25 protein-coding genes and 1 pseudogene are annotated in these 25,330 nt (G+C 65.5%); 15 read left to right on the top strand and 11 right to left on the bottom strand.

Annotation, left to right across the window (positions count from 1 at the left end; translation table 11 throughout):
- Positions 1-53 precede the first annotated feature (53 nt).
- Complete coding sequence (locus VGC77_RS01895) at positions 54-896, top strand: MoxR family ATPase (protein ID WP_331169864.1); 843 nt, start codon at positions 54-56, stop codon at positions 894-896.
- A 93-nt stretch (positions 897-989) separates the two neighbouring features.
- Here VGC77_RS01895 and VGC77_RS01890 read toward each other — a convergent pair whose 3' ends face one another.
- On the bottom strand, positions 990-1,274 hold the full coding sequence (locus VGC77_RS01890; RefSeq protein ID WP_331169863.1) for a hypothetical protein: 285 nt from the start codon (positions 1,272-1,274) through the stop codon (positions 990-992).
- A gap of 141 nt (positions 1,275-1,415) precedes the next feature.
- Positions 1,416-2,009, bottom strand: coding sequence for a GNAT family protein (locus VGC77_RS01885; protein ID WP_331169862.1), 594 nt, complete (start codon positions 2,007-2,009; stop codon positions 1,416-1,418).
- 339 nt (positions 2,010-2,348) lie between these two features.
- Here VGC77_RS01885 and VGC77_RS01880 point away from each other — a divergent pair, with 339 nt between their 5' ends.
- The 11 genes from VGC77_RS01880 to VGC77_RS01830 all read left to right on the top strand — a co-directional run bounded on the left by VGC77_RS01880 (position 2,349) and on the right by VGC77_RS01830 (position 12,315).
- Positions 2,349-4,100, top strand: coding sequence for an ATP-binding protein (locus VGC77_RS01880; protein WP_331169861.1), 1,752 nt, complete (start codon positions 2,349-2,351; stop codon positions 4,098-4,100).
- 82 nt (positions 4,101-4,182) lie between these two features.
- Entirely contained in the window at positions 4,183-4,761 is a 579-nt protein-coding gene (locus VGC77_RS01875; protein ID WP_331169860.1) for a peroxidase-related enzyme, read from the top strand.
- A gap of 15 nt (positions 4,762-4,776) precedes the next feature.
- Positions 4,777-5,277: an MgtC/SapB family protein gene (locus tag VGC77_RS01870; protein WP_331169859.1), complete on the top strand. Its 501-nt coding sequence runs from the start codon at positions 4,777-4,779 to the stop codon at positions 5,275-5,277.
- An 88-nt stretch (positions 5,278-5,365) separates the two neighbouring features.
- Positions 5,366-6,280 (top strand): ion channel, encoded by a 915-nt coding sequence (locus VGC77_RS01865; RefSeq protein ID WP_331169858.1) that lies wholly within the window; start codon positions 5,366-5,368, stop codon positions 6,278-6,280.
- A gap of 105 nt (positions 6,281-6,385) precedes the next feature.
- Positions 6,386-6,727: a hypothetical protein gene (locus VGC77_RS01860; RefSeq protein ID WP_331169857.1), complete on the top strand. Its 342-nt coding sequence runs from the start codon at positions 6,386-6,388 to the stop codon at positions 6,725-6,727.
- Positions 6,728-6,903: 176 nt separating this feature from the next.
- Positions 6,904-7,185, top strand: coding sequence for an acyl carrier protein (locus VGC77_RS01855; RefSeq protein WP_331169856.1), 282 nt, complete (start codon positions 6,904-6,906; stop codon positions 7,183-7,185).
- 10 nt (positions 7,186-7,195) lie between these two features.
- Positions 7,196-7,669 carry a 3-hydroxyacyl-ACP dehydratase FabZ family protein gene (locus VGC77_RS01850; RefSeq protein WP_331169855.1) on the top strand — a complete coding sequence of 158 codons (474 nt, stop codon included), beginning with the start codon at positions 7,196-7,198 and terminating at the stop codon, positions 7,667-7,669.
- A complete protein-coding gene (locus VGC77_RS01845) occupies positions 7,662-8,870 on the top strand; it encodes a beta-ketoacyl-ACP synthase (RefSeq protein ID WP_331169854.1) in 1,209 nt (402 codons plus the stop codon). Before VGC77_RS01850 ends, VGC77_RS01845 begins: the two co-directional genes overlap by 8 nt.
- Before the next feature lie 22 nt (positions 8,871-8,892).
- Positions 8,893-10,173, top strand: coding sequence for a beta-ketoacyl-ACP synthase (locus tag VGC77_RS01840; protein ID WP_331169853.1), 1,281 nt, complete (start codon positions 8,893-8,895; stop codon positions 10,171-10,173).
- A 187-nt stretch (positions 10,174-10,360) separates the two neighbouring features.
- Positions 10,361-11,386: a zinc-binding dehydrogenase gene (locus VGC77_RS01835; protein ID WP_331169852.1), complete on the top strand. Its 1,026-nt coding sequence runs from the start codon at positions 10,361-10,363 to the stop codon at positions 11,384-11,386.
- Positions 11,383-12,315 carry a lipid A biosynthesis lauroyl acyltransferase gene (locus VGC77_RS01830; RefSeq protein ID WP_331169851.1) on the top strand — a complete coding sequence of 311 codons (933 nt, stop codon included), beginning with the start codon at positions 11,383-11,385 and terminating at the stop codon, positions 12,313-12,315. Before VGC77_RS01835 ends, VGC77_RS01830 begins: the two co-directional genes overlap by 4 nt.
- A 216-nt stretch (positions 12,316-12,531) precedes the next feature.
- Here VGC77_RS01830 and VGC77_RS01825 read toward each other — a convergent pair whose 3' ends face one another.
- The 6 genes from VGC77_RS01825 to VGC77_RS01800 all read right to left on the bottom strand — a co-directional run bounded on the left by VGC77_RS01825 (position 12,532) and on the right by VGC77_RS01800 (position 19,299).
- Positions 12,532-13,581 (bottom strand): polyamine ABC transporter substrate-binding protein, encoded by a 1,050-nt coding sequence (locus VGC77_RS01825; RefSeq protein ID WP_331169881.1) that lies wholly within the window; start codon positions 13,579-13,581, stop codon positions 12,532-12,534.
- A 171-nt stretch (positions 13,582-13,752) separates the two neighbouring features.
- Positions 13,753-14,907, bottom strand: a complete 1,155-nt coding sequence (locus VGC77_RS01820; protein ID WP_331169850.1) for an aminotransferase — start codon at positions 14,905-14,907, stop codon at positions 13,753-13,755.
- A gap of 7 nt (positions 14,908-14,914) precedes the next feature.
- On the bottom strand, positions 14,915-15,283 hold the full coding sequence (locus tag VGC77_RS01815; protein ID WP_414709594.1) for a rhodanese-like domain-containing protein: 369 nt from the start codon (positions 15,281-15,283) through the stop codon (positions 14,915-14,917).
- Positions 15,284-15,506: 223 nt separating this feature from the next.
- The gene (locus tag VGC77_RS01810) at positions 15,507-17,399 is read right to left on the bottom strand and encodes a potassium transporter Kup (protein ID WP_331169849.1); all 1,893 of its coding nucleotides are present in this window, start codon (positions 17,397-17,399) and stop codon (positions 15,507-15,509) included.
- 263 nt (positions 17,400-17,662) lie between these two features.
- A complete protein-coding gene (locus VGC77_RS01805) occupies positions 17,663-18,493 on the bottom strand; it encodes a flagellar motor protein MotB (protein ID WP_331169848.1) in 831 nt (276 codons plus the stop codon).
- Between the two features lie 32 nt (positions 18,494-18,525).
- Positions 18,526-19,299: a motility protein A gene (locus tag VGC77_RS01800; protein ID WP_331169847.1), complete on the bottom strand. Its 774-nt coding sequence runs from the start codon at positions 19,297-19,299 to the stop codon at positions 18,526-18,528.
- Between the two features lie 382 nt (positions 19,300-19,681).
- On the opposite strand from VGC77_RS01800, the gene VGC77_RS01795 reads away from it, so the two are divergent.
- Genes VGC77_RS01795 through VGC77_RS01785 form a run of 3 tightly spaced genes read left to right on the top strand, consistent with a single transcriptional unit; the run spans position 19,682 to position 22,730 of the window.
- Positions 19,682-20,836 (top strand): 8-amino-7-oxononanoate synthase, encoded by a 1,155-nt coding sequence (locus VGC77_RS01795; RefSeq protein WP_331169846.1) that lies wholly within the window; start codon positions 19,682-19,684, stop codon positions 20,834-20,836.
- The gene (gene bioD, locus VGC77_RS01790) at positions 20,833-21,462 is read left to right on the top strand and encodes a dethiobiotin synthase (protein ID WP_331169845.1); all 630 of its coding nucleotides are present in this window, start codon (positions 20,833-20,835) and stop codon (positions 21,460-21,462) included. Before VGC77_RS01795 ends, bioD begins: the two co-directional genes overlap by 4 nt.
- Positions 21,459-22,730, top strand: coding sequence for an adenosylmethionine--8-amino-7-oxononanoate transaminase (locus VGC77_RS01785; RefSeq protein WP_331169844.1), 1,272 nt, complete (start codon positions 21,459-21,461; stop codon positions 22,728-22,730). Before bioD ends, VGC77_RS01785 begins: the two co-directional genes overlap by 4 nt.
- Here VGC77_RS01785 and VGC77_RS01780 read toward each other — a convergent pair.
- The 3 genes and pseudogenes from VGC77_RS01780 to VGC77_RS01770 form a co-directional block, all read right to left on the bottom strand.
- Positions 22,724-23,443 (bottom strand): RraA family protein, encoded by a 720-nt coding sequence (locus VGC77_RS01780; RefSeq protein ID WP_331169843.1) that lies wholly within the window; start codon positions 23,441-23,443, stop codon positions 22,724-22,726. The genes VGC77_RS01785 and VGC77_RS01780 overlap by 7 nt on opposite strands.
- A gap of 89 nt (positions 23,444-23,532) precedes the next feature.
- On the bottom strand, positions 23,533-24,414 hold the full coding sequence (gene pssA / locus VGC77_RS01775) for a CDP-diacylglycerol--serine O-phosphatidyltransferase (protein WP_331169842.1): 882 nt from the start codon (positions 24,412-24,414) through the stop codon (positions 23,533-23,535).
- A 155-nt stretch (positions 24,415-24,569) separates the two neighbouring features.
- Positions 24,570-25,283: pseudogene (locus VGC77_RS01770) on the bottom strand (phosphatidylserine decarboxylase); the annotation flags it as partial.
- Positions 25,284-25,330: the final 47 nt, after the last annotated feature.

Raw genomic sequence — 25,330 nt, 5'->3', positions numbered from 1 at the left:
GGTGGCAGGCCGTAGCGCAAGCTGCGTCATGAAAACCACAGGGCACACCACGGATGAAATTCACCGGCACCAAGGACTACGTCGCGACCGATGACCTCAAGATCGCCGTCAACGCCGCGATCGTATTGGAACGCCCGCTGCTGGTGAAGGGCGAACCCGGCACCGGCAAGACCGTGCTGGCCGAGGAAGTCGCCAAGGCGCTCGGCGCGCCGCTATTGACCTGGCATATCAAGTCGACCACCAAGGCGCAGCAGGGGCTGTATGAATACGACGCTGTGTCGCGGCTGCGCGACAGCCAGCTCGGCGACTCCCGGGTCTCCGACATCGCCAACTACATCAAGCGCGGCAAATTGTGGGAGGCCTTCACCCATCCGCAGCGCCCGGTGCTACTGATCGACGAGATCGACAAGGCCGATATCGAATTCCCCAACGACCTGTTGCTCGAACTCGACCGCATGGAATTCCACGTCTATGAGACCGGCGAGACGATCAAGGCGGAGAAGCGCCCGATCGTGATGATCACCTCGAACAACGAGAAGGAACTGCCGGACGCGTTCCTGCGCCGCTGCTTTTTCCACTACATCAAGTTTCCCGATCAGGAGACCATGAACAAGATCGTCGAGGTGCATTTCCCTGGCATCAAGCCGCGGCTGGTGGCCGAGGCGATGCGGATCTTCTTCGAGGTCCGCGAGGTGCCCGGGCTGAAGAAGAAGCCGTCGACCTCGGAGCTGCTGGACTGGCTAAAGCTGCTGCTCAACGAGGACATGGCGCCGGAGAACTTGCGCGAACGCGACCCGCGCAAGCTGATCCCGCCGCTGCACGGCGCGCTGTTGAAGAACGAGCAGGACGTGCATCTGTTTGAGCGGCTGGCGTTCCTCAGCCGGCGCGAGGTGTGAGGGTTGCCGTCGCCTGGGGAGCGCTTGCAGATCTTCAGCAGGAGGACAGCGGGAGTGATTTTGCCCGGCGCGTGATCGGACGGGCGACCGCGCTTAGCGCAGTTCCTCGCCGAAATCGAACAACGGCTCGTAGTTCCACTGCGGCCGCACCATGACCTGGCAGCCCTTCTCGAACGGCAGCACGCCGACGGTGCGCTCGTCGCGAATGATCTCCACCGACCAGTTCTTCGAGGCGTCGGGGTGCTGCTGCACCAGGCGCCGGATCACGCCGGCGGCGAACAGCGTGGCGTCGATATCATCGTCGAGCGCCGCCCCGTCGTGGCCCGGGCCATCGACGCGGTTGATCGGATCGCAGATGTGAAATCGGTAAAACGGCATGGCGTCACTTTGCCCGCTCAAACCGAAAACGAAATGATGTAAGTCAAATTGGAACCAGCAGCCATGCACAAACCGACGGCTTTTCGCTCCTAAAACTATCAGTCTCTCGAATCGTTCGCCCAGTTCCATGCTGCTCTCGGGCTAACGCAACCTGTCGTTGAGTTGAAAGCCGAGATGCGCCTTCACCGTCGGCCATTCCGCGGCAACGATACTGTAGATTACGGTGTCGCGTAGCGTGCCGTTCGGCGCCACCTGATGACTGCGCAGGATACCGTCCTGCTTGGCGCCGAGCCGTTCGATGCCGCGTCGCGAGGCGTGATTGAAAAAATGCGTGCGGAACTCGACCGCGATGCAATGCAGTTTCTCGAACGCGTGGGTCAGCAGCAATAACTTGCACTGGGTGTTGAGCCCACTGCGTTGCACCCGTCGCGCGTACCAAGTCGAGCCGATCTCGACGCGGCGGTTGGCGGCGTCGACATGCATGTAGCTGGTCATGCCGGCGATCGCGCCCTCGCCGTCGCGGACGGTGAACGGCAGCATCGCCCCGCCGCTCTGCAGCGCCAGCCGCCGCGCGATCTCGGCCTCCATGTCCTCGGGCGCCGGAATCGCGGTGTACCACAGCCTCCACAACTCGCCGTCCCACACCGCCGCGATCAGCCCGTCGCGATGCGCAGGCTCCAGCGGCTGCAGCGTCGCATGCGGGCCGCTGAGGGTGATCGGTTGAAGCCAAGACATCGGGAGTCCTTCCAAGAATCTGCCCAAGAATCTGCGGGCACCGCAGCTTTGCAAGCCGCGCCGCGGTGTTGCAACACATTTGCACCAACCGCGCGGCGTCACGCCACTGCGCCGGCGCGGGCTTTCCGCCGCGGATGATTAACAATCGAGCCGCCGCGGCGCGCCTGGCCGCTTCCGAAGCCGCGGCGTCGCGCTCCCTGCATTATCGCAGCCAAAACACGCCGGCGCGCCGGACGGCGAGGCGTTTCCGCGCCTGCGGCGGCCGCGCCTGCTTAACGCTTTATCCAACAACATCTTGCACATTTGCGCATTCAGAGGCGCGGCAACGCGGTTGATTCGATGCAGCACGACACACTTTCCACCAGCTTCGGCACTGTCATCTCGGTCCGCGGATCGTTGGCCCGGATCGGGCTGTTGGCGGCCAGCAAATTGGAGCGCGCGCAGGTGCGCGCAACCGTCGGCCGCTTCATCTCGATCCGCTGCGCCAATTCCACCATCGTCGCGATGATCACCGAAGTGTCGTGCGAGAATCTGTCACCGACCGACGATTATATCGCGATCGCCTCGGTCGACCTGCTCGGCGAGATCGTCAGCGCGCCGCTGCGCGCCAAATTCCAGCGCGGCGTCACCAATTATCCGACCATCGGCGATGCCGCCGAACTGATCACCCGAGAGGAATTGCGCACCGTCTATGCCCCGACCGGCTCCGACCAGATCAATGTCGGCACGCTGCAGCAGGACCAGTCGGTTGTCGCCTATGTCGACATCGAGGACATGCTGTCGAAGCATTTCGCGGTGCTCGGCTCGACCGGCGTCGGCAAATCCTCCGGCGTCTCGCTGCTGCTCAACGAAATCCTGAAATCGCGGCCGCATCTGCGGATCTTCCTGCTCGACGTGCACAACGAATACGGCCGCTGCTTCGGCGACCGCGCGCTGGTGCTCAATCCGCGCAATCTGAAGCTGCCGTTCTGGCTGTTCAATTTCGAAGAGATCGTCGACGTCTTGTTCGCCGGCCGCCCCGGCGTGCCGGAAGAATTGGATATCCTGGCCGAGGTGTTGCCGATCGCCAAGGGCGTCTACACCCAGTATCAGAACGCCGACCGCATCGGGCTGAAGCGGATCGATCCGAAGACCATCGGCTACACCGCCGATACCCCGGTGCCGTACCGGCTGGTCGACCTGATCTCGCTGATCGACGAGCGGATGGGCAAACTGGAAAACCGTTCCTCGCGCATCATCTATCACAAGCTGATCTCGCGCATCGAGACCGTGCGCAACGACCCGCGCTACGCCTTCATGTTCGACAACGCCAATGTCGGCGGCGACACCATGGCGGAAGTGATCAGCCATCTGTTCCGGCTGCCCGCCAACGGCCGGCCGATGACCATCATGCAGCTTGCCGGTTTCCCCGCCGAAGTCGTCGATTCGGTGGTGTCGGTGCTGTGCCGGATGGCGTTCGATTTCGGGCTGTGGAGCGACGGCGTGTCGCCGCTATTGTTCGTCTGCGAGGAAGCCCATCGCTACGCCTCCGCCGACCGCAACATCGGCTTCGGCCCGACCCGCAAGGCGGTGTCACGGATCGCCAAGGAAGGCCGCAAATACGGCGTCTATCTCGGCCTGGTCACGCAGCGCCCGGCCGAGCTCGATCCCACCATCATCTCGCAATGCAACACGCTGTTCGCGATGCGGCTCGCCAACGAGCGCGACCAGGCGCTCTTGCGCTCGGCGGTGTCGGACGCCGCCGCCAATCTGTTGTCGTTCATCCCCTCGCTCGGCACCCGCGAGGTGCTGGCGTTCGGCGAAGGCGTGGCGTTGCCGACCCGGCTGCGCTTCAAGGAAGTGCCGCCGCATCAATTGCCGCGCTCCGAGGCCACCATCGCCACGGTGCCGTCGGTGGCCGCCGGCCACGACATGCATTTCGTCGACGCGGTGCTGGAGCGCTGGCGCGGCGCCACCTCGCATCGCGAGGTGCCGAACGATCCCGGCCCGACCGAGCGGCCGATCGCCCGCAGCATCGAGTCGCCGCTGCTGCAGCCCTCGCTCGGGCTCGACCCCGACCGCTTCTCGCTCTTGAAGAAACCGCTGCGCTGAGCGCGGTGGCGCGGCCGGCTTGCTTTCGCGGCGGCGGCGACCGACACTACGCGCCCTGTTACGTTCGCCGGACCCCCTCACCATGCCGTCGCCGATCGCCCCGCGATTTCCCGTCCCCGCCCTCGACCAACTGCCCGACGACATCCGCGACCGGATTCTCGCGGTGCAGGAGAAATCCGGCTTCGTGCCGAACGTGTTCCTGACGCTGGCCTATCGGCCGGACGAATTCCGCGCCTTCTTCGCCTATCACGACGCCCTGATGGACAAGGACGGCGGGCTGACCAAGGCCGAGCGCGAGATGATCGTGGTGGCGACCTCGGCGGCCAATCAATGCCATTACTGCGTGATCGCGCACGGCGCGATCCTGCGGGTCCGCGCCAAGAACCCGCAGATCGCCGACCAGATCGCGGTGAATTATCGCAAGGCCGATATCACCCCGCGGCAGAAGGCGATGCTGGATTTCGCCATGCTGGTGTCGCGCGCCGCCGAAACCGTCACCGCCAAGGACATCGACGAACTCAGCCGCCACGGCTTTTCCGACGACGAGATCTGGGACATCACCGCGATCGCCGCATTCTTCGCGCTGTCGAACCGGCTCGCCAACGTCACCGCGATGCGGCCGAACGACGAATTCTACCTGATGGGCCGGTTGCCGAAATAGCACCCGCACGAGGCGATGGCATTGATCGAGTGGTCGGAGATCGTCCTGCGGCTTGGCGCCGCCACCCTGGCCGGTGGCGCGATCGGGCTCAATCGCGACCTGCACGGCAAACCGATCGGCGTGCGCACGCTGGGCCTCGTCAGCCTGGCCTCCGCCGTGGTGGTGATGCTGGCCGATCCCGGCGACAGCGTCGGCCGCATCACCGACGCCACCAGCCGGGTGATTCAGGGCATCTTGACCGGCATCGGTTTTCTCGGCGCCGGAGTGATCGTGCGCTCGCCGCGTCGCGCCCGGGTGCACGGCCTGACCAGCGCCGCCTGCACCTGGCTAACCGCCTGCGTCGGCATCGTCTGCGGCGCCGGGCAATGGCGCATCATCGCGGTGGCGCTGGCGATCGCCTTCGTCGTGCTGCTGACCGGCGGGCCGCTGGAACGCCGGCTGCATCGGCTGCTCGGCGGCAAGGAGCCGCCGAAGCCGGTCGCCGAAGCGCCGCCGAGCGACCCGCCAGCATGTTAGTCCGCGCCGCCGCCTCCCCGACCGACAGTCTCCTCGCTCCGCGCCGGCTTGCCGCGCGGCCGGCGCGCCGCATCACCAAGCCCGCTCGATGACCAGATCCCGGCAATCAAAATCCAAGCGGCGCATCATTCAGTTCGGCGGCCGCGAGATCGTCGCCGAAGGACTCGATCTCGGCTTCTGGGCCGACATCAGCCATCGCTGCATGACCGCCTCGTGGCCGAGCTTCATCGCCGGCGCGGCCGCGGTGTTTCTGATCTTCAACGCGGCTTTCGCGCTGCTGTATTGGATCGGCGACCAGCCGATCGCCAACGTGCCGGGCGGCGCCTATATCGATTTTTTCTATTTCAGCATCGAAACGCTGTCGACCGCGGGCTATGGCGACATGCATCCGCAGACCCATTACGGGCACTTCGTCGCCACAATCGAATTGTTCACCGGCATCTTTTCGATGTCGTTGATGACCGGGCTGATCTTTGCGCGGTTCTCCCGGCCCAATGCGCGGGTGATGTTCGCCAAGAGTCTGGTGGTGTCGATCCATGAGGGCAAGCCGACCCTGATGGCGCGGTTCGCCAATGAGCGCCACACCATCGTCAGCCATGCCACCGCGCAGATCTCGCTGTTCCGCACCGGCATCAGCAAGGAGGGCCACCGCTATGGTCACTTCACCGACCTGCCGCTGACGCGTGGCGACAGCCCGGTGCTGGCGCTGAGCTGGATGCTGTACCACGTGATCGACGCGCACAGCCCGCTGCATGGTCTTGGCCCCGACGAGCTGAAGGCCATGAACGCGCACTTCATAGTGCTGGTCCCCGGCTACGACGAGATGGCGGCGCAGACCGTGCGCTCGCGGCAGACCTACTTCCCCGACGACGTCCGCTTCGGCGAGCATTACGCCGATATCGTCAGCATCGCCGACAACGGCCGGGTCCGCATCGACTACAGCCGGTTCCACGACACCGAGCCGGACCGGCCCGACGCCGCGCCGGGCCGTCAAAGCCACTAAGCTAATATGCAAATTCGGCGGACGGTTTCCGGTTGTGGTCGGCGGGGTTTTTCTCCACACTGCGACGATGCGATGTCAGCAACATCGCGTGACGGATCAGCAGCCATGAAGGCCCAGCGACCGAGCATTGCCGACGATGATCACCGCGTGCTGCAATTCCGGCCGCGCGCCGGCGCGGCGCCGCCGCCGCAACTGCATGTCGAGCCGGGTTCGGGAACCGGGCCGCACCATCCGGCCGATGATCTCTCCCGCTATCAGCACAGCGGCGAGAAACCCGACGAGTTCCGCCATCGCATGTTGGCCAATCTGGCGGCCCTCGCCTTCACCATCGCGCTCACCGCAATCGGGATCTGGCTCGCGGTCAGTCTCGCCGACATGCGCAAGACCCAGGACTGCGTGTTGATGGGGCGGCGGGACTGCGCGCAGATCGGCAATTCGCAAGGCTGAGCCTCGATCTCCTCCGGAATATGATACCGCCAGGCTTTTGCCTGCCATTGAACTCCGGCCGGCGCTCCGTTATACGGGCAAACGATCGCTTCCTTGCCGCGCGGAGCCGTCCGGGGGACGCCTGGGTTTGGTTCCTGCAGCGAGCAAATTCTCTCCACCATATCAAAGGCTTCATGATGACTTCCACATTTGATCGGGTCGCTACAATCATTGCGGAAACCTGCGACATCCCGCGCGACACGATTACGCCGGAAAGCCACGCGATCGACGATCTGGGGATCGACAGCCTGGACTTCCTCGACATCGCCTTCGCCATCGACAAGGCGTTCGGCATCAAGTTGCCGCTGGAAAAGTGGACCCAGGAGGTCAACGACGGCAAGGCGACCACCGAACAGTATTTCGTGCTCAACAATCTCAGCGCCCGCATCGACGAATTGGTCGCGGCCAAGGGCGCGTAGCGCCCGCACCATGAACCTTGCTTATTTCCATCTGATCGACCGGATCGTCGCGCTCGACGTCGACAAGCGCAGCATCACGGTCGAAGCCCAGGTCCCCACCGAGAGCACGATCTTCGAGGGGCATTTTCCCGGCTATCCCTTGATGCCGGGCGTGCTGTTGATCGAGACCATGGCGCAGACCTCGGGCTGGCTGATGATCGCGCTGATGAAGTTCGAGCGCATGCCGTTCCTCGCCGCGGTGAAGGACGCCAAGATGCGCAACTTCGTCACCCCCGGCGAATTGCTGACCATCGAAGCCAGCATCGCTCATGAAGGATCCGGCTACAGCATGACCTCCGCCAAGATCTTCAGCGGCGGCAAGCTCGCCTGCAACGCCACCCTCACCTTCCGCCACGTGCCGTTTCCGAACCCGGATCTGCGCGGGCATATGGAAGTGATGGCCAAACGTATCGGTTTCCCGCAACAGGCGATCGCCCATGGCTGAGACGCAAACAGACGCAACGCAAGCGGTGGAAGCCTGGATCACCGGGATCGGCCTTGCCTCATCGCTGACCGAAGGGCTCGACGCGCATTGGGACGCGTTGAACGCCGGCCGCGTCAACGTCGACGCCAAAAGCCTCGCGCCCTATGTGGTGCATCCGCTGGCGCCGATCAGCTTCGATCAGCAGATCCCGAAAAAGGGCGACCAGCGGCAGATGGAGGCCTGGCAGCGGATCGGCACCTATGCCGCCGGTCTGGCGCTGGAATCCGCCGGCCTCAAGGGCAACAAGGACATCTTGTCGAAGATGGACATGATCGTCGCCGCCGGCGGCGGCGAGCGCGATCTGGCGGTGGATTCGGCGATCCTCAACGCCGAGGCGCAGGGCAATACGCCGCCCGGCTTCCTCAACGAACGGCTGATGAACGACCTGCGCCCGACATTGTTTCTGGCGCAGCTCTCCAACCTGCTGGCCGGCAACATCGCCATCGTCCACGGCGTCACCGGATCGTCGCGCACCTTCATGGGCGAGGAACAGGCCGGCATCGACGCCGCCCGCATCGCGCTGGCGCGGATCGCCGCCGGCCAGAGCGACATCGCGCTGATCGGCGCAGCCCAGAACGGCGAGCGCAAAGATCTGTTGATGCTGTACGAATTCGGCGACTTCAGCCTCAAGGACGCCTACGCGCCGGTGTGGCAGCGCGAACCCAAGGGCGGCTTCGCGCTCGGCTCCGGCAGCGCCTTCCTGGTGATCGAATCGCGCGCCCATGCCGAGGCCCGCGGCGCCAAGCCGTTCGCGCGGCTGCGCAGCGTGGTCGCCGATCTCGCCCCGCGCCAGCCCGGCGCGGTCGCCGCCACGCTGGACAAATTATGGTCGAAGCTCGGCCCGGTCGATGCCGGCCATGCCGCGATCATCACCGGCGCCACCGGCGCCGAGCCGGTCACCGCCGAGGAGCGTGCGTTTCTTCGTGAGCACGCTGATCTGCCGGTGCGCGCCACCGGCACCAGTTTCGGCCACATCATGGAAGCGCAGTTTCCGCTCGGCATCGCGCTCGCCGCGCTGTCGATTTCGCGCGGCGCCCTGTTTGCGCCGAACGACCCGACCGGCCTCGAGCGTGAGATGTCGTCGGCGCCGAACCAGATCGTGGTGATCGGCACCGGCCACTGGCGCGGCGAAGGCATGGCGCTGGTGGAGGCGATCAGTTGAACCCGCACCCGACGGAGTTGTCATGACAGCAACGCGCGATAAGTTCGGCCGACCGATCGTCGTCATCACCGGCATGGGCGTGGTGACCTCGCTCGGCGCCGGCAAGACCGACAATTGGGCCAAGCTGACCGCCGGCGAATCCGGCATCCGCACCATCACCCGATTCCCCACCGACGGCCTCAAGACCACGATGGCCGGCGCGATCGACTTCGTGCCGGTGGAGCCGTTCTCCTCCACCGTGCTGTCGGAGCGGCTCGCCGACATCGCCACCGAAGAGGCGATCGCGCAGGCCGGCATCGGCCGCAAGGGCGATTTCCCCGGCCCGTTGTTTCTCGCCGTGGCGCCGGTCGAGCTGGAATGGACCGCGCGCCGCGAGCTCGCCGCCGCGGTCGCGCGCGGCAACGACATCAACTACGACACACTGCTGGAGGTCTCCGGCGGCGGCAAGTTTGCGCCCTACCACCGCCGCTTCATGTTCGCCTCCGTCGCCGACCATCTCGCCGACACCTACGGCACCAAGGGCTCGCCGATCTCGCTGTCGACCGCCTGCGCCTCGGGCGCCACCGCGATCCAACTCGGCGTCGAGGCGATCCGCCGCGGCGAAGCCGACGCCGCCTTGTGCGTCGGCACCGACGGCTCGGTCAACGCCGAAGCGCTGATCCGATTCTCGCTGTTGTCGGCGCTGTCGACCCAGAACGATCCGCCGCAGACCGCGGTGAAGCCGTTCGCCAAGAACCGCGACGGCTTCGTGATGGCCGAAGGCGCCGGCGCGCTGGTGCTGGAAAGCTACCAAGCCGCCACCGCGCGCGGCGCCAAGATCCTCGGCATCGTCGCCGGCTGCGGCGAACTGGCGGACTCCTTTCACCGCACCCGCTCCAGCCCCGACGGCAAGCCGATCGTCGGCTGCGTGCGCAACGCCCTGACCGACGCCGGCCTGCTGGCCGAGCAAATCGACTACATCAACGCCCACGGCACCGGCACGCCGGAAAACGACAAGATGGAATATCTCGGCATCTCCACGGTGTTCGGCGAACGCGCCACCACCATCCCGGTGTCGTCGAACAAGTCGATGGTCGGCCATACGCTGTCGGCGGCCGGCGCCGTCGAGGCGATCTTCTCGCTGTTGACGCTGGAGCATCAGCGGATTCCGCCGACCATCAATTACGACGTGCCGGATCCGGCGATTCCGTTCGACGTGGTGCCGAACACGGCGCGCGACGCCCGCGTTACCGCGGTGATGTCGAACTCGTTCGGCTTCGGCGGCCAGAACGCCTCGCTGATCCTGACCGGCGAACCGGGCTAGTATTCGACGGCGGAGGCTGCGTCGCGAGCCCGGCTTCACCTGTCGCTTCGTAAGAGACCGCGCGCCGCCGCCGCGAGGCCGCCAGTCCTCCGACCTTGAGTTAACGCGCTCGGCGGTTGACGCCTCGGCTTCAACCGGCGATACGCAACCCGCGGAAATCCCGCCCTTTCGTCCGGAACACCATCCCATGCGCGCGCTCACCCTCGTCGCCGACCGCCAATTGGTGGTTGCAGAACTTCCCGATCCGCCGCAACCGGCCGAAGGCGAGGTGCAGATCCGCGTCGGCGCGGTGGCACTCAACCACATCGACGTCTGGGGCTTTCGCGGCATGGCCTTCGTCAAGCGCAAGCTGCCGATCGTGGTCGGCGCCGAGGCCGCCGGCGAAATCGCCGCGGTCGGCGACGGCGTCAGCCGCTTCAAGGTCGGGCAAAAGGTCGCGATGTACGGCGCGCTGACCTGCGGCCATTGCAAGCCCTGCCGCGACGGCCGCGACAATTTCTGCGAGAACGTCGGCGGGCTGATCGGCTTTCACGTCGACGGCTTCGCCCGCGAATTGTTGAACATGCCGGAGCGGCTGGTGATCCCGGTGCCGGACAGCGTCAGCGTGCGCGACGCCGCCTGCGCGCCGATCGCGTTCTCCACCGTGCAGCACATGCTGTTCGACAACGCCAAGCTGCAGCCCGGCGAAACCATTCTGGTGCATGCCGGCGGCTCCGGCATCGGCAGCGTGGCGATCATGATGGCGAAGGCGATCGGCTGCACCGTGATCACCACGGTCGGCGACGATTCCAAGATCGAAGGCGTGAAGAAGCTCGGCGCCGACCACGTCATCAACTACCGCAACGACCGCTTCGAGCACGAGACCCGCAAGATCACCAAGAAGAAGGGGGTCGACGTGGTGTTCGAACACGTCGGCGCCGACACCTTCAACGGCTCGCTGATGGTGATGAAGCGCGGCGGCCGCCTGGTCACCTGCGGCTCGACCTCGGGGCCGACCGCGACCATCAATCTGATGCAGCTATTCCAGCAGCAATACCGCATCTTTGGCTCGTTCGGCGCCACCATCCGCAACATCGAACAGAGCCTGGACAAGATCGCCGCCGGCATGCATCCGGTGATCGATACCGAGGTGCCGATCGAGGACGTCGAAGTGGCGCTGAAGCGCATGGAAAGCCGGCAGGTGTTCGGCAAAATCGTCGTTCACCTGCGATGAACCGGGTTCTGCTCCGCAGCGTCGCGATCGTCCGCACGCTGACCAAGTCGGCGCTCGGCGCCGTGGTCGGCGCGATCGCAGTCGGGCTGCTGCGTACCACCCGGCATTTCGATCCGATCGCCACCGCGGATTTCTTCGGCCGGGTGACGCGCAAGATCGGGCCGCATCTGCCGGAGCAGAACATCGGCCGCGCCAATCTGGCCGCCGCGTTCCCGGACAAATCCCCGCAAGAGATCGACGGCATTCTCGAGGGGGTGTGGGACAATCTCGGCCGGGTCGCTGCCGAATTCGCTCATCTCGATCACGTCTGGGATTTCGATCCGGCGCAGCCCGGCCACGGCCGCATCGAGCTTGCCCCGCGCACGCTGGAACTGTTCGAACAATTGCAACGCGACGGCAAGCCGGCGCTGGTGTTCGCCAGCCACACCGCGAATTGGGAATTGCCGGCCGTGGCCGCGGTGGCGCATGGGCTCGACTCCGCGGTGCTGTATCGCCCACCCAACATCGCCGCCGCCGATCGCATCGTGCAGCAATTGCGCGCGGTGAAAATGGGCGCGCTGATCGCCGCCGGCAGCGGCGCGCCGATCCGGCTCGCGCATGCGCTGCAGAGCGGCCAGCATGTCGGCATGCTGGTCGATCAATGGTTCTCCAACGGCGTCGAGGTGACGTTCTTCGGCCGCAAGACCCGGGCCAATCCGCTGCTGGCCCGGCTGCTGCGGCAGATCGACTGTCCGATCCACGGCGTGCGTATCATCCGGCTGCCCGAGCACCGCTTTCGCGTCGAACTGACCGAGCAGATTCCGCCGGTCCGCAATGCCAACGGCGAGATCGACATCCAGGGCACCATGCAGGTGATCACCTCGACGATCGAAGGCTGGGTGCGGGAATATCCCGAGCAGTGGCTATGGCTGCACCGCCGCTGGCGATAGCGGCTGCGGCGGCGCGGTCGCGCAATTCAAACACGACCGTCATTCCGGGGCGCGAGGCCGAAAGGCCGAGCGAACCCGGAATCTTGCAACACGACCGACTCTCACGTCCACAGCGAGATTCCGGGTTCGCTCGAGCTTCGCTCTCGCGCCCCGGAATGACAGCCTTTGGGGTTGCGAGAGCGCGGGCGCTCACCAGCAGAATGCTGCGGCCTCCGGCTACAGCCCGGTCTTCACCTTGGTCCACAGTCGGTTGATGACGCGCTGGGTGGCTGGGTCACGCGCGGTGATGATGAACAGCCGTTTCTCCGTCGCGGGATCCGGATACACCATCTTGTTGCCGATCACCTTGGGATCGATCAGCTTCTGGCTGGCCAGGTTGCCATTGGCGTAGGACAGGAAATCGGAATTTTTCGCCGCCACCTCGGGGCGATACAGGTAGTTGATCAGTTCGTGCGCCTCGGCGACATTCTTGGCGTCGGCCGGGATCGCCAGATTGTCGAAGAACATCTGCGCGCCCTCCTTCGGGATCGCATAGCCGATCTCGACGCCGTTGTTGGCCTCGGCGGTGCGGCTGCGCGCCTGCATGATGTCGCCCGACCAGCCGACCACCAGGCAGATCTCGCCGGTGGCGAGCGCGCTGAGATATTCCGAGGAGTGAAACTTGCGCACGTAGGGCCGCACCTTGCTGACCAGATCGGCGGCCTTCTCCAGGTCGGCCGGCTTGGTGGAGTTCGGGTCGAGGCCGAGATAGCTCAGCGCCGCGGGCAGGATGTCGTCGGGTGAATCCAGCATGTGCACGCCGCAGTCCTGGAACTTGGCGAGATTCTCCGGCTTGAACACCATCGCCCAGCTATCGATCACCGCGTCCGGACCGAGGATCCTGTGCACCGCGGCGACGTTGTAGCCGATCCCGGTGGTGCCCCACATGTAGTTCGCCGCATAGCGATTGCCGGGATCGTAGATCGCCAGCCGCTTGGTGACGACGTCCCAGGCGTTGCCGAGGTTCGGCAGCCTCGCCTTGTCGAGCTTCTGGAAGATGTTGGCGGCGATCTGGCGCTGCAGGAAATACGCGGTCGGCACCACCACATCGTAGCCGGACTTGCCGGCGAGCAGCCTTGTCTCCAGCGTCTCGTTGGCGTCGAAGGTGTCGTAGATCACCTTGATGCCGGTCTCGCGGGTGAAGTCGTCGAGCACGCCGGGCGCGATGTAGTTCGACCAGTTGTAGAAATTCACCACGCGCTCCTCGGCGCGGGCGGGCAGCGCCATGATCACGCAGCCGATGAGGGCCGCGAGAAACCGAAGACGACCGCTGAGGTGAAACCGCATCGTTGCTCCTATAGCGTTTTCGAGCGAAGTGGATCCCGGTTCGCGTGAAGAAAACGCGTCAAAATAATAAGCTAGAACTCCGGCTCTGATTCTATCAGAACCGCAATAGCGCTAGCGGCGGTGCACCGCATCCGACAGCCGCTCCAGCGCGGTGTCGAGCGTGGCGTCCTTCTTGGCGAAGCAGAATCGCACCACCGAGGTGACGGCGTCCTCCTCGTAGAACGCCGAGACCGGAATCGCGGCGACCTTGTAGTCGGTGACGATGCGCCGGCAGAACGTCTCGTCGGTTTCGTTGAGCCCGAGCGGCGCCAGATCGACGGTGAGAAAATAGGTGCCCTGCGACTGGATCACCGGGAAGCCGATGCTCTTCAGCCCGCTTGCCAGCCGGTCGCGGCTGACCGCGAGATCCTTGCGCATCTGCAGGAAGTACTCGTCGGCCTTGCCGAGCCCATAGGCCACCGCGACCTGCAAATTCGGCGCGGTGGTGAAGGTGAGAAACTGGTGCACCTTGGCGGCCACCCGCAACAGCGCAGGCGCCGCGCAGACGAAGCCGATCTTCCAGCCGGTCAGCGAAAAGATCTTGCCAGCCGAGCCGATCTTGATGGTGCGCTCGCGCATGCCGGGAATCGAGATCAGCGGAATATGCGCGCGGCCGTCGAACACCACGTGTTCCCAGACCTCGTCGCAGATCGCGACGGCGTCGAACTCCTGGCAGAACCGCGCCAGCAATTCGAGGTCTTCGCGCGGATAGACCACCGCGGCCGGGTTGAGCGGATTGTTGAACACCACCGCCTTGGTCTTGGGCGTGAACACCGCGCGCAATGCGTCTTCGGTCAGCCGCCAATACGGCGGCTCCAGCCGCACCAGCCGCGGAATTCCGCCGGCCTGGCGAATGATCGGCAGATAGGAGTCGTAGACCGGCTGGAACACGATGACTTCGTCGCCGGGCTCGACCACCGCGAGGATCGACGCGGTCAGCGCCTCGGTGCCGCCCGAGGTCACCATCACTTCGCTCATCGGATCGAGCGCGACGCCGTGCCAATGCGCATAATGCTTGGCCACCGCCTGCCGCAGTTCCGGAATCCCCATCATCGACGGGTATTGGTTGTTGCCATGCAGCACCGCGTCGGCGGCGGCGCGGCGGATGTCCTCCGGACCCGGATCGTCGGGAAACCCCTGGCCGAGATTGATGGCGTTGTTGTCGCGCGCTAGCTGCGACATCGCCTCGAATACCGTGACCGGCAGATCGGCAAAGACCGGGTTCATCGGCGGATCAGTGGCCCGGCTTGGTCGGCAATCCCGACGCCTTCCAGCCGAGAATGCCGCCGGCCAGATGCTTGTCATAGGCCAGCCCCGCCGCCTGCGCGGCCAGCGACGCGGTCACCGAGCGCTTGCCGGACCTGCAGGCGAACACCACCTCTTTGCCGTGCGGGTCCGGGATGGCTTTCGGATCGAAGCTCGACAGCGGCACCACCACCGCCTCGGGGTAGGCCTCCGCGGCGACCTCGTTGGGTTCGCGGACGTCGACCAGCAGATAGCGTCCCTCCGCAATCCCCGCCGACACCTGCTGCGGCGTCAAATCGTGAACCTGAGCTCCCACACCACTCTCCCCCGCCGTCGCACTGATCGGATCGAATTGCATACCCACGAGCACGGCGACACTCGGCAAGGGCAGCGCCAACGTCGCGCCTTGGGCGATGAAAATCAAGCGCTTGAACCAGTTGGTCATGGTCGGAATCCTCGGCAATGCGATTGAGACATTCTCTGCGAGGCGCCGTTCTGAGGCAAAATCATGCGACATTCATTGATCTGCGCGGTCCGGCCGAATCCGCGTTGCAGACCCGCGGCTGCAGCATCGCGCCGGCTCAGATGGTGACCTGGGTGCCGACCTCCACCACCCGCCCGGTGGGGATCTGGAAGTAGTCGGTGGCGTCGTTGGCGGAGCGGCTCAGCGCGATGAACAGATGGTTCTGCCAGCGCGGCATGCCGGATTGCGCGGCCGGCTTCAGCGAGCGCCGCGACACGAAGAACGACGTCGACATGATGTCGAACTGCCAGCCGAGCTTGCGGGCGATCACCAGCGCCTTCGGCACGTTGGGCGATTCCATGAAGCCGAAGCGCAGCCGCACCTTGGAGAACTTGTCGCTGATGTTCTCCATGCTGACGCGTTCGGCGAGACTGACCCGCGGAGTCTGCGCGGTCTGGATGGTCAGGATCACGTTGTGCTCGTGCAGCACCTTGTTGTGCTTGAGATTGTGCAACAGCGCGGTCGGCACATATTCCGGGTCGCTGGTGAGAAATACCGCGGTGCCCTTGACGATATGCGGCGGGCGCTTTTCCAGGCTCTGGATCAGATCGTTCAGCGGCACCTCGGTGCGCCTCGTCTTCAGGATCAGCATCGCCGAACCGCGCCGCCACACCCAGATCATCGCCGCCATCATCAGGCCGAACAAGAGCGGCACCCAGGCGCCCTCCAGCAGCTTCAGCAGATTGGCGCTGAAAAAGATGGCGTCCACCGCGACGAAGGGAAAGATCAAGGCGGCGGCCGCCGCCGGGCGCCAGCCCCACAATTTCCAGATCACCACGAAGCCCATCACGCCGTCGACCACCATGGTGGTGGACACCGCGATGCCGTAGGCCGACGCCAGACCGCTCGAGCTACGGAATAGCAGCACCAGCATCAACACCCCGATCAACAGCAGCATGTTGACCCGCGGCAGATAGATCTGCCCGGCGTGGGTCTCCGAGGTGTAGCGCACCTCAAAGCGCGGCAACAGGCCGAGCTGCACTGCCTGGCTGATCAGCGAAAACGCCCCGGTGATCACCGCTTGGCTGGCGATCACGGTGGCGGCGGTCGCCAGCACGATCAGCGGCAGCAGGAAATTCTCCGGGACCATGCGGTAGAACGTGTTCTCGACCGCATCGGGATGCGACAGCACCAGCGCGCCCTGGCCGAAGTAATTGATCAGCAGCGACGGCAGCACGAAGAACAGCCAGCCGGTCTGGATCGGCCTGCGGCCGAAATGGCCGAGATCGGCGTATAGCGCCTCGCCGCCAGTGACCGCGAGAAACACCGCGCCGATCGTCACCAGCCCGACCATACCATGCGACAGCATGAAGTGCACTGCGTGCCAGGGATTGATCGCCGCCAGCACCGAGGGATCGTCGTTGATGTGAATGAGCCCGAGCACCGCCAGCATGCTGAACCAGACGATCATCACCGGGCCGAACGCCGAGGCGACCTTCGCGGTGCCCCAGCGCTGGAATGCAAACAGCACCACCAGGATGCCGACCGTCAGCGGCACCACATAGTGCTCGAGCGCAGGTGCTGCGATCTTCAAACCTTCGACCGCCGACAGCACCGAGATCGCCGGGGTGATCATGGAATCGCCGATGAACATCGAGGCACCGATCACGCCGAGGCTCATCAGCACCACGCTGCGCCGCCCCAGCGCGCGCTGCCCGAGCGCCATCAAGGACAGCGTGCCGCCCTCGCCGTTGTTGTCGGCGCGCAGTAGCAGCAGCACGTATTTCGCCGTCACCACGATCAGTAGTGACCACAGGATCAGCGACAACACGCCGAGCACGATGACGCGGGTGACCTGGGCGCCTTCCGCGGCGACATGCACCGCCTCGCGGAAGGCGTAGAGCGGCGAGGTTCCGATGTCGCCGAACACCACGCCGATGCCGCCGAGCGTCAGCGCCCAGAAGCCTGTGGTGGGAGGAGCGTCGGGGGACGCGGCGCTGGTAAGGGCCATGATGCTGGAAACGCTCTGATGATAGTTTTGATCCCGACCGAGCCGGCGGGGCAGCCCCATATGGTGACGCGGATTATAACACCGTTGGTTCGATGTCACCCCCTGCGCGGCACTCCCCAACAGGGAAATCGCGGCACCAGACCGGGGCGGCGGACATTGAGCGGGCGGCCATCAGGCGGCGGGCCCGGCGGTTATCTTGCGCTCTAAGCCGTTGAAAGCCAAGATAAAACGCGCCGGCACACGGTCCCCGGATACCAGCTTTGCTAGGGTTTCAGCCCGGGCGGCAGCGGCGGGCTTTCCCGCATCAGGGTAATGGTGACCCGGCGATTGGCGGCCAGCATCGGATCGTCGGGAAATAACGGCTGGCTGTCGGCCTTGCCGGAGACCGCGAACACGTGGCTGGTCGGCAGCCCCTCGCGCTCCAGGATCTGGCGCACCGCATTGGCGCGGTCGGACGACAGGTCGAAGGCGTTGTAGTCGGTGCGCCCCGGCATCAGACCGGAGGAGGTGTGACCGACGATCGACACCCGCAGCGGGGTGGCGCGCAACGGCGCCGCCAGTTTCTGGATCAACAGCCGGGTGCGCTCGAACGGCACCTTGGAGCCGTCGGCGAACATCGAGCGGCCGTCCTGGTCGATAATCTCGAGGTTGAGGCCCTCTTTGGTCTCCTCGAACATGATGTTCTTCGACAGTTCGGTCAGTTCCGGCAGGTCCTGCAGCGCCTGGCGCAGCGACGCCGAGGCCAGCGCAAAATCCCGCTCGGCTTTGGTCTGCGAGGGCGTGGTCGTCGACTCGCCGCCGTCGTCCGGATTGGGGGTGTTGGTGGCCTCGTCGGGCGAGACGTGCGCCTTGTTTTTGACCTTGCCGCGGGTCGGGATGCCGTCGGTTTCCAGCACGCCGGAATAGCGCGAGTCGCTCTGCACGCCGAACGCCTCGCGGATCGATCCGGCGGCAACCTGCAGTTTGTGCTGATCCTGGTTGGAGAACGACACGAGCATCACAAAGAAGCTCATCATCAGGCCCATCAGATCGGCGAAGGTCACGAACCAGCCGTGGCCGCCCGCGTGTTCCTCCGCCTTTTTCTTCTTGGCCATGGCTTGTTTTCCGGACCGCCGCCAGCGACCGCCTACGCCGGCATCGGTTCGCCTTCTTCATGGCGATGTTTTTCCGGCAGATAGGCCAGCAGCATTTCGCGCACCAAGGTCGGGCTCTTGGAATCCCGGATCATCAGGATGCCGTCGATGATCAACGTGCGATTGGTCTCCTCGTCGATCTTCTTGCCGTGCAACTTGTCGGCGATCGGCAGGCAGAACAGGTTGGCGACCAGCGCGCCGTACAACGTCGCCAGCAACGCGGTGGCCATGAACGGGCCGAGCTTCGAGGGGTCGGTCATGTTGGCGAACATCTGCACCATGCCGATCAGCGTGCCGATCATGCCGAACGCCGGCGCGCAGTCGCCGATCGCGCGATAGATCTTGCTGCCCTCGTCGAGATGCATCAGGAAGTTGTCGCGATCCCGCTCCATGTTGTCGCGGATGAATTCCAGGTCGTAACCGTCGGCGACGTAGCGGATGCCCTTGGCCAGAAACGGTTCGTCGGTTTCGACCTTCTCGAGGCCGACCGGGCCCTGCTTGCGGGCGATCTCGGCGATCCGCGCCAGTTCTTCCACCAGGTCGCGCGCCGACAGCCGGCTCATCGTGAAGGCGAATTTGGCGCCGAGCGGCAGACCGTGCAGCATCACGCCGAGCGGGAAGCGGATCATCGTCGCGGTGATCGAGCCGCCGAAGATGATGATCATGGCATGTTCGCTGATGAACATGTGTAGATCGCCGCCCATGAACACCATCAGGGCGATCACGCACATGCCGCCGAGCAGTCCGGCGCTCGTCATAATATCCATTGCAAACTCCGAGGCGCACGCACTCGACTCAGCCGCACTTGGCGGCGGCACAACCCGTTCTGAGCAGCGCGGAACCACCGTAGCGTCGGCGCCATTAAAGACCCGTTACCGGATAAGTAATTATTAACAACAGCCTAATGGCGATGCGCAGAAGCCGTTCAAGGCCGCGCGCATCCTCCGCCCGACCGGCCGCGCCGCGCCAGACACCCCGGGCACACAGGTCTTGGCTGCAAATAGCGCGGGTCGGCCGGGTCGCTCTGGCGCGACAAACGCGCTATAGACCTCGCCGACCGCCTCGGCTGCGCACGGCGCACCGAAACCCCGCTGGCCGTGAACCGCCAGTCCTCCGCACCGGCGCCACGCGCCCGCGATTGAAGAAGACATGACCTTCACACAAAGCAACAGACTGGCGCCCTATCGCGCGGCACTACAGGCGTTGGACGACGACGGCCGGCTGCGGCGCCTGGTTCCGCGCGCCGGCATCGACTTCGTCTCCAATGATTATCTGGCGCTGGCCAACGCGCCGCGGCTCAGAGACGCGGTGACCGCCGCGCTCGAAGCCGGCACCCCGATCGGCTCCGGCGGCTCGCGCAGCCTGCGCGGCAACTGCGCCGAACATCAGAGCCTCGAAAGCTACGCCGCGGAGTTTTTTGGCGCCGACGCCGCGCTGTTTTTCGCCGCCGGCTATGTGGCGAATTTCGCCGTGCTGACCACGCTGCCGCAGCGCGGCGATCTGTTGGCGCTGGACACCCTGGTCCACGCCAGCATCCATGAAGGCGCCCGCGCCGGCCGCGCCGACTATCGCGACGGCGGTCACAACGACGCCCAGGCGATGGAGAATACGATCAAGGCCTGGCGCGCCGAGGGCGGCACCGGCCGGGTCTGGATCGTGGTCGAAAGCCTCTACAGCATGGACGGCGATTTTGCGCCGCTCGCGGAACTGATAGCGCTGGCTGATCGCCACGACGCCTTTCTGATCGTCGACGAAGCCCATGCCACCGGGATCTACGGCCCGCAGGGCCGCGGCCTCACCGCGCCGTTCGAGGGACGCGAAAACCTGATCGTGGTGCATACCTGCGGCAAGGCGCTCGGCGCCGCCGGCGCGCTGGTGACGATGACGCAGGTGTTGCGGGATTTCATGGTCAATCGCTGCCGGCCGTTCATCTTTTCCACCGCGCCGTCGCCGTTGGTGGCGCTCGCGGTGAGGGAAGCGCTGATGCTGTTGCGGGACGAACCGGAACGGCCACAACGGCTGCTCGATCTGATCCAGTTCACCCACCGCGAATTCGAAGCCCGCGGCGGACAGCGGCTGTCGAATTCGCAGATCCTGCCCTACATCGTCGGCGACAATGTGCGGGCGATGACGCTCGCCGCGGCGATGCAGGCGCGCGGCTTCGACATCCGCGGCATCCGGCCGCCGACGGTGCCGGCCGGCACCGCGCGATTGCGGATCTCGCTGACGCTGAACGTCGGCGAGGCCGAGGTGCTGGCGATGCTCGACGCCCTCGACGAAGAAACCAAAGGTGCCGCGAGATGAGCCAGGCGATCGTTGTCAGCGGCACCGATACCGACATCGGCAAGACGGTGTTTTCCGCCGGGCTCGCCGGATTTCTCGGCGCCTCCTATTGGAAGCCGGTGCAGGCCGGGCTCGACGGCGGCACCGATTCCGGCCGGGTTGCGGCGCTCAGCGGGCTGCCCGCCGAATGCATCCTGCCGGAGCGCTTTCGCCTCAACACCCCGGCCTCGCCGCATCTTGCGGCTTCGATCGACGGCGTTCGCATCGAACTCGACGCGCTCAACGTGCCGCAAATCGCCGGCCCGCTGGTGATCGAAGGCGCCGGCGGGCTGATGGTGCCGCTGAATTCCGACACGATGTATATCGACGCCTTCGCGCGCTGGAAGTTGCCGGTGGTGCTGTGCGCGCGCACCGCGCTCGGCACTATCAACCATGCGCTGTTGTCGATCGAAGCGCTGCGCCGCCGCGACATTGCGATCTGCGGCGTCGCCTTCATCGGCGACGAGGTGCGCGACAGCGAAGACATCATCTGCGCAATCGGCAAGGTGCGACGGCTCGGTCGGCTGCCGCGGCTCGATCCGCTGAATCGCCAGACGCTGCAGGCCGCTTTCGCAACCGCCTTCAACCGGGATGATTTCGTATCGTGAGCACCGCATCGCATTCGCCGATCTGGCATCCGTTCACCCAGCACGCGCTGCACGGCGCCATGACCAAGGTGGTGCGCGGCGACGGCGCCTATCTCTACACCGACGACGGCGCGCGCATCATCGACGCCATCGCCTCGTGGTGGGTGGTGACCCACGGCCATTGCCATCCGCATATCGTCAAGGCGATCCAGGAGCAGGCCGCGCAGCTCAACCAGATCATCTTCGCCGGCTACACCCATCAGCCCGCCGAAGACGTCGCCAAGGCGCTGTTGAAGCTGACGCCGAGCGGGCTGGACTACGTGTTCTTCTCCGACAGTGGCTCGACCGCGGTGGAAGTGGCGCTGAAGATGGCGCTCGGCTATTGGCGCAATATCGGCGAGCCGCGCTCGGGGATTGCGGTGATGCAGCACTCCTATCACGGCGACACCGTGGGCACGATGTCGGTCGGCGCCCGCGGCGTTTTCAACGCCGCCTATGAGCCGCTGTTGTTCGACGTCACGGTGATCCCGTTTCCCAGCGCCGGCCACGAACAGGCGACGCTGGACGCGCTGGAGGCGGCGTGCCGCGCCAAGCCCGCGGCGTTCATCGTCGAGCCGCTGTTGCTCGGCTCGGGCGGCATGCTGATCTATCCGCCCTCGGTGCTGCGCGAGATGAAGCGGATCTGCGAGGCGTCCAACGTGCTGTTCATCGCCGACGAGGTGATGACCGGCTGGGGCCGCACCGGCACGCTGTTCGCCTGCGAACAGGCCGAGGTGTTGCCCGATATCGCCTGCTATTCGAAGGGCCTGACCGGCGGCTCGCTGCCGCTGGCGGTGACGCTGTGCCGTGGCGAGATCTACGAGGCGCATTATTCGCCGGACCGCACCCGCACCTTCTTCCATTCCAGTTCCTACACCGCCAATTCGGTGGCCTGCGCCGCGGCGCGCGCCAACCTCGAATTGTGGCAGGATCCGCAATGCGCCGCCGGCGTCGCGGCGGTGGCGGCGATGCAGGCGCAGCGCCTGAAGCCGTTCGAGAACGATCCGCGGTTCGAGAACGTGCGCCGCATCGGCACCATCACCGCGCTCGATCTCAAAGCCCCGGACGGCGGCTATCTCGCCGGCATCGGGCCGAAGCTGCTAACCTTCTTCTCCAGCCGCAACCTGCTGCTGCGGCCGCTCGGCAACACCATCTATGTGATGCCGCCCTATTGCGTTTCGGCCGCCGATCTCGACGAAATCTACACCGCGATCGGCGACGCCGCCGACGCGCTGATTCCGGCTCAGTGAATCTCGGCGGAACGCCGCAACGCCTCCTTGAGGCGCTCGAGCGTGAACGACGGGCTGCGCGCGATCTCCAGGATCGGCGCCTCGCGGCGACCGCAGAGCTCCGCCGCCTCGGGCAGTTGCACGGCAACTTCTGGAGGAATCACCACCGCGCCGTGGCGATCGGCATGGATCAGATCGCCGGAGCGCACCGTCATTCCGGCAACCCGGATCTCGTCGGCAAAGCCCTCGACGTGGACATAAGCGTGCGACGGCCCGATCGAGCCGGCCAGAGCCTGGAAGTCCGGCGCCCATTGCCCGATGTCGCGGATCGAGCCGTCGGTGACGACGCCGCGGCAACCCAGCGCCTTGTGCACCGCGCTGTTGACCTCGCCCCAGAACGCGCCGAAGCCCGAGTCGGGCCCGTCGAGATCCTGGATCACGCTGATACGCGGCCCCTGCCCGCTGCCGACATAGTCGTAATAGGCCAGCCGCCGCGCCTGCTGTTCGGCCGGCGATAGGCTGGAGGCAACCGCGGCGCGGATCGTGGCGGTGCGGGCATAGCCGACGATCGGCGGCAGATCTGGGAACGGACATTGCAGCGGCTTGGTGGTGAAGCCGATCAGCCGACGCTGCGGCGCCACCAGTTCCAGCGCGTTGCAGATCGTCGGGGTGTCATAGCGCGCCAGCGCCTCGAGAACCGCCGCAGACAACGGCGCCGTCGTGGATGGGGTCAAGCCTGTCCTCCTGGTTCGCGTTTGGACAGCGCGCCGCGGCGCTGCCGGCGGCGACTATCCACGGACCAGGCGCGCTGCGCAACCCGGGGTCAATTCAGCCGCGGCGGCCGCTCGTCCTGCGTCGAATCGGCGGTCGGCGATAGCGACGAGGTCGGATGCGGCCCATGGTTGCCGGCAGCCGCGCCGTGCGCGGGATGCGCGGCGGCGTTGCGGGCGCGCTCGCGATACGACCGCACCCCGAGCGGCAGGCTGATCAGATACAGCAGTGTGCCGACCGACAGCATGTACCAGGGATAGCCGATCAGCAGCGCGATGATGAACACCACCGAGACGAACAGCGGCAACACCATTTCCGGCGGCACCCGCATCCGCACCGCCTTGCCGGAGAACACCGGCAGCCGCGACACCATCAGCCCGGCGATCACCAGCGTATAGAGCGCGGTCAGCACCGCCGGCAGCGACGGCGCGCCGAGAAACGACATGTAGACCGGCAACAGCACGGCGATGGCGCCGGCCGGCGCCGGCACCCCGGTGAAGAAATTCGTCGCGAAGGCCGGCTTGTTGGGATCGTCCATCGTCGAATTGAAGCGCGCCAGCCTGAGCCCGCCGCTGATCGCGAAAATCATCGAGGCGATCCAGCCGACATTGTGCAGCTCATGCAATTGCCAGAAATACAGGATCAGCCCGGGTGCCACGCCGAAGTTGACGAAGTCGGCCAGGCTGTCGAGTTCGGCGCCGAATTTCGACTGCCCCTTGATCATCCGCGCGACCCGGCCGTCGAGCCCGTCGAGCACCGCGGCGAACACGATCGCCGCCACCGCGAGCTCCATCCGCCCCTCGGTGGAGAGCCGGATCGCGGTCAGGCCGGCACAGATCGCCAGCAGGGTGATCACGTTGGGGACCAACATCCGCACCGGGATCGGGCCGAACCGGCGCCGCGGCGGGTCGTTGAATTTCGGATCAAACGGCATCGACATCGCCTTCAAAGATCAAGCTTATGGATTGCGCACGATCCAGACCCGGATCCACTTATCCCATTTTCCGGATCATGCTTTGGCTTGCCACATATAGTCCGTCCGCGGCGGCTTCGCCATCGCCGGCGCTGGCGTCACCTGCGACATCGGCGTCAGGCCGCCCGATAGCTGCGACCGCCGTCGCCCTGGCGGAAGTCGGCCAGCACGGTTTCGCCGGCGATCGAAGTCTGTCCCGGCGACACCAGCGCCTTGGCGCCGTCCGGCAGGTAGACGTCGAGCCGCGAGCCGAAGCGGATCAGGCCGAAGCGTTCGCCGGCGCCCAGCGTCTGCCCGACCCGGACGAAGGAGACGATCCGCCGCGCCACCAGGCCGGCGATCTGGATCACGCCGATCTGGCCGCCGGCGGTCGAGATCACCATCGAATTGCGCTCATTGTCCTCGCTGGCCTTATCGAGGTCGGCATTGATGAATTTGCCGGGGCTGTAGACGATGCGCTCGACCCGCCCGGCCACCGGGGCGCGGTTCACGTGGCAGTTGAACACGCTCATGAAGATCGAAATCCGCAGCAGCGGCTTGTCGCCGAGGCCGAGTTCGGCCGGCGGCACCATCGCCACCACCATCGACACCCGGCCATCGGCCGGCGCCACCACCAGGTCGTCGCGCACCGGCGTCACCCGCACCGGATCGCGGAAGAACAGCGCGCACCAGATCGTCAGCACCACGCCGATCCAGCCCAGCGGCGTCCACAGCCAGAACAGCAACAGACTGATCAACGCGAAGCCGCCGATGAACGGATAGCCTTCGCGATGGATCGGCGGAATTTGCGCACGGATGGAATTGACGATCGACATCAGCTCACTGCTTCTGTTGTCCCCTCGCCCCTTGTGGGCGAGGGTGGCGCGTCGCGCGGCGA

Origin of the sequence: Rhodopseudomonas sp. (assembly GCF_036404135.1) — a bacterium.
Taxonomy (GTDB): Bacteria; Pseudomonadota; Alphaproteobacteria; order Rhizobiales; family Xanthobacteraceae; genus Rhodopseudomonas_A.
Note: the sequence above shows the minus strand (reverse complement) of the source record. Positions and strands in the feature narration are given on the sequence as shown.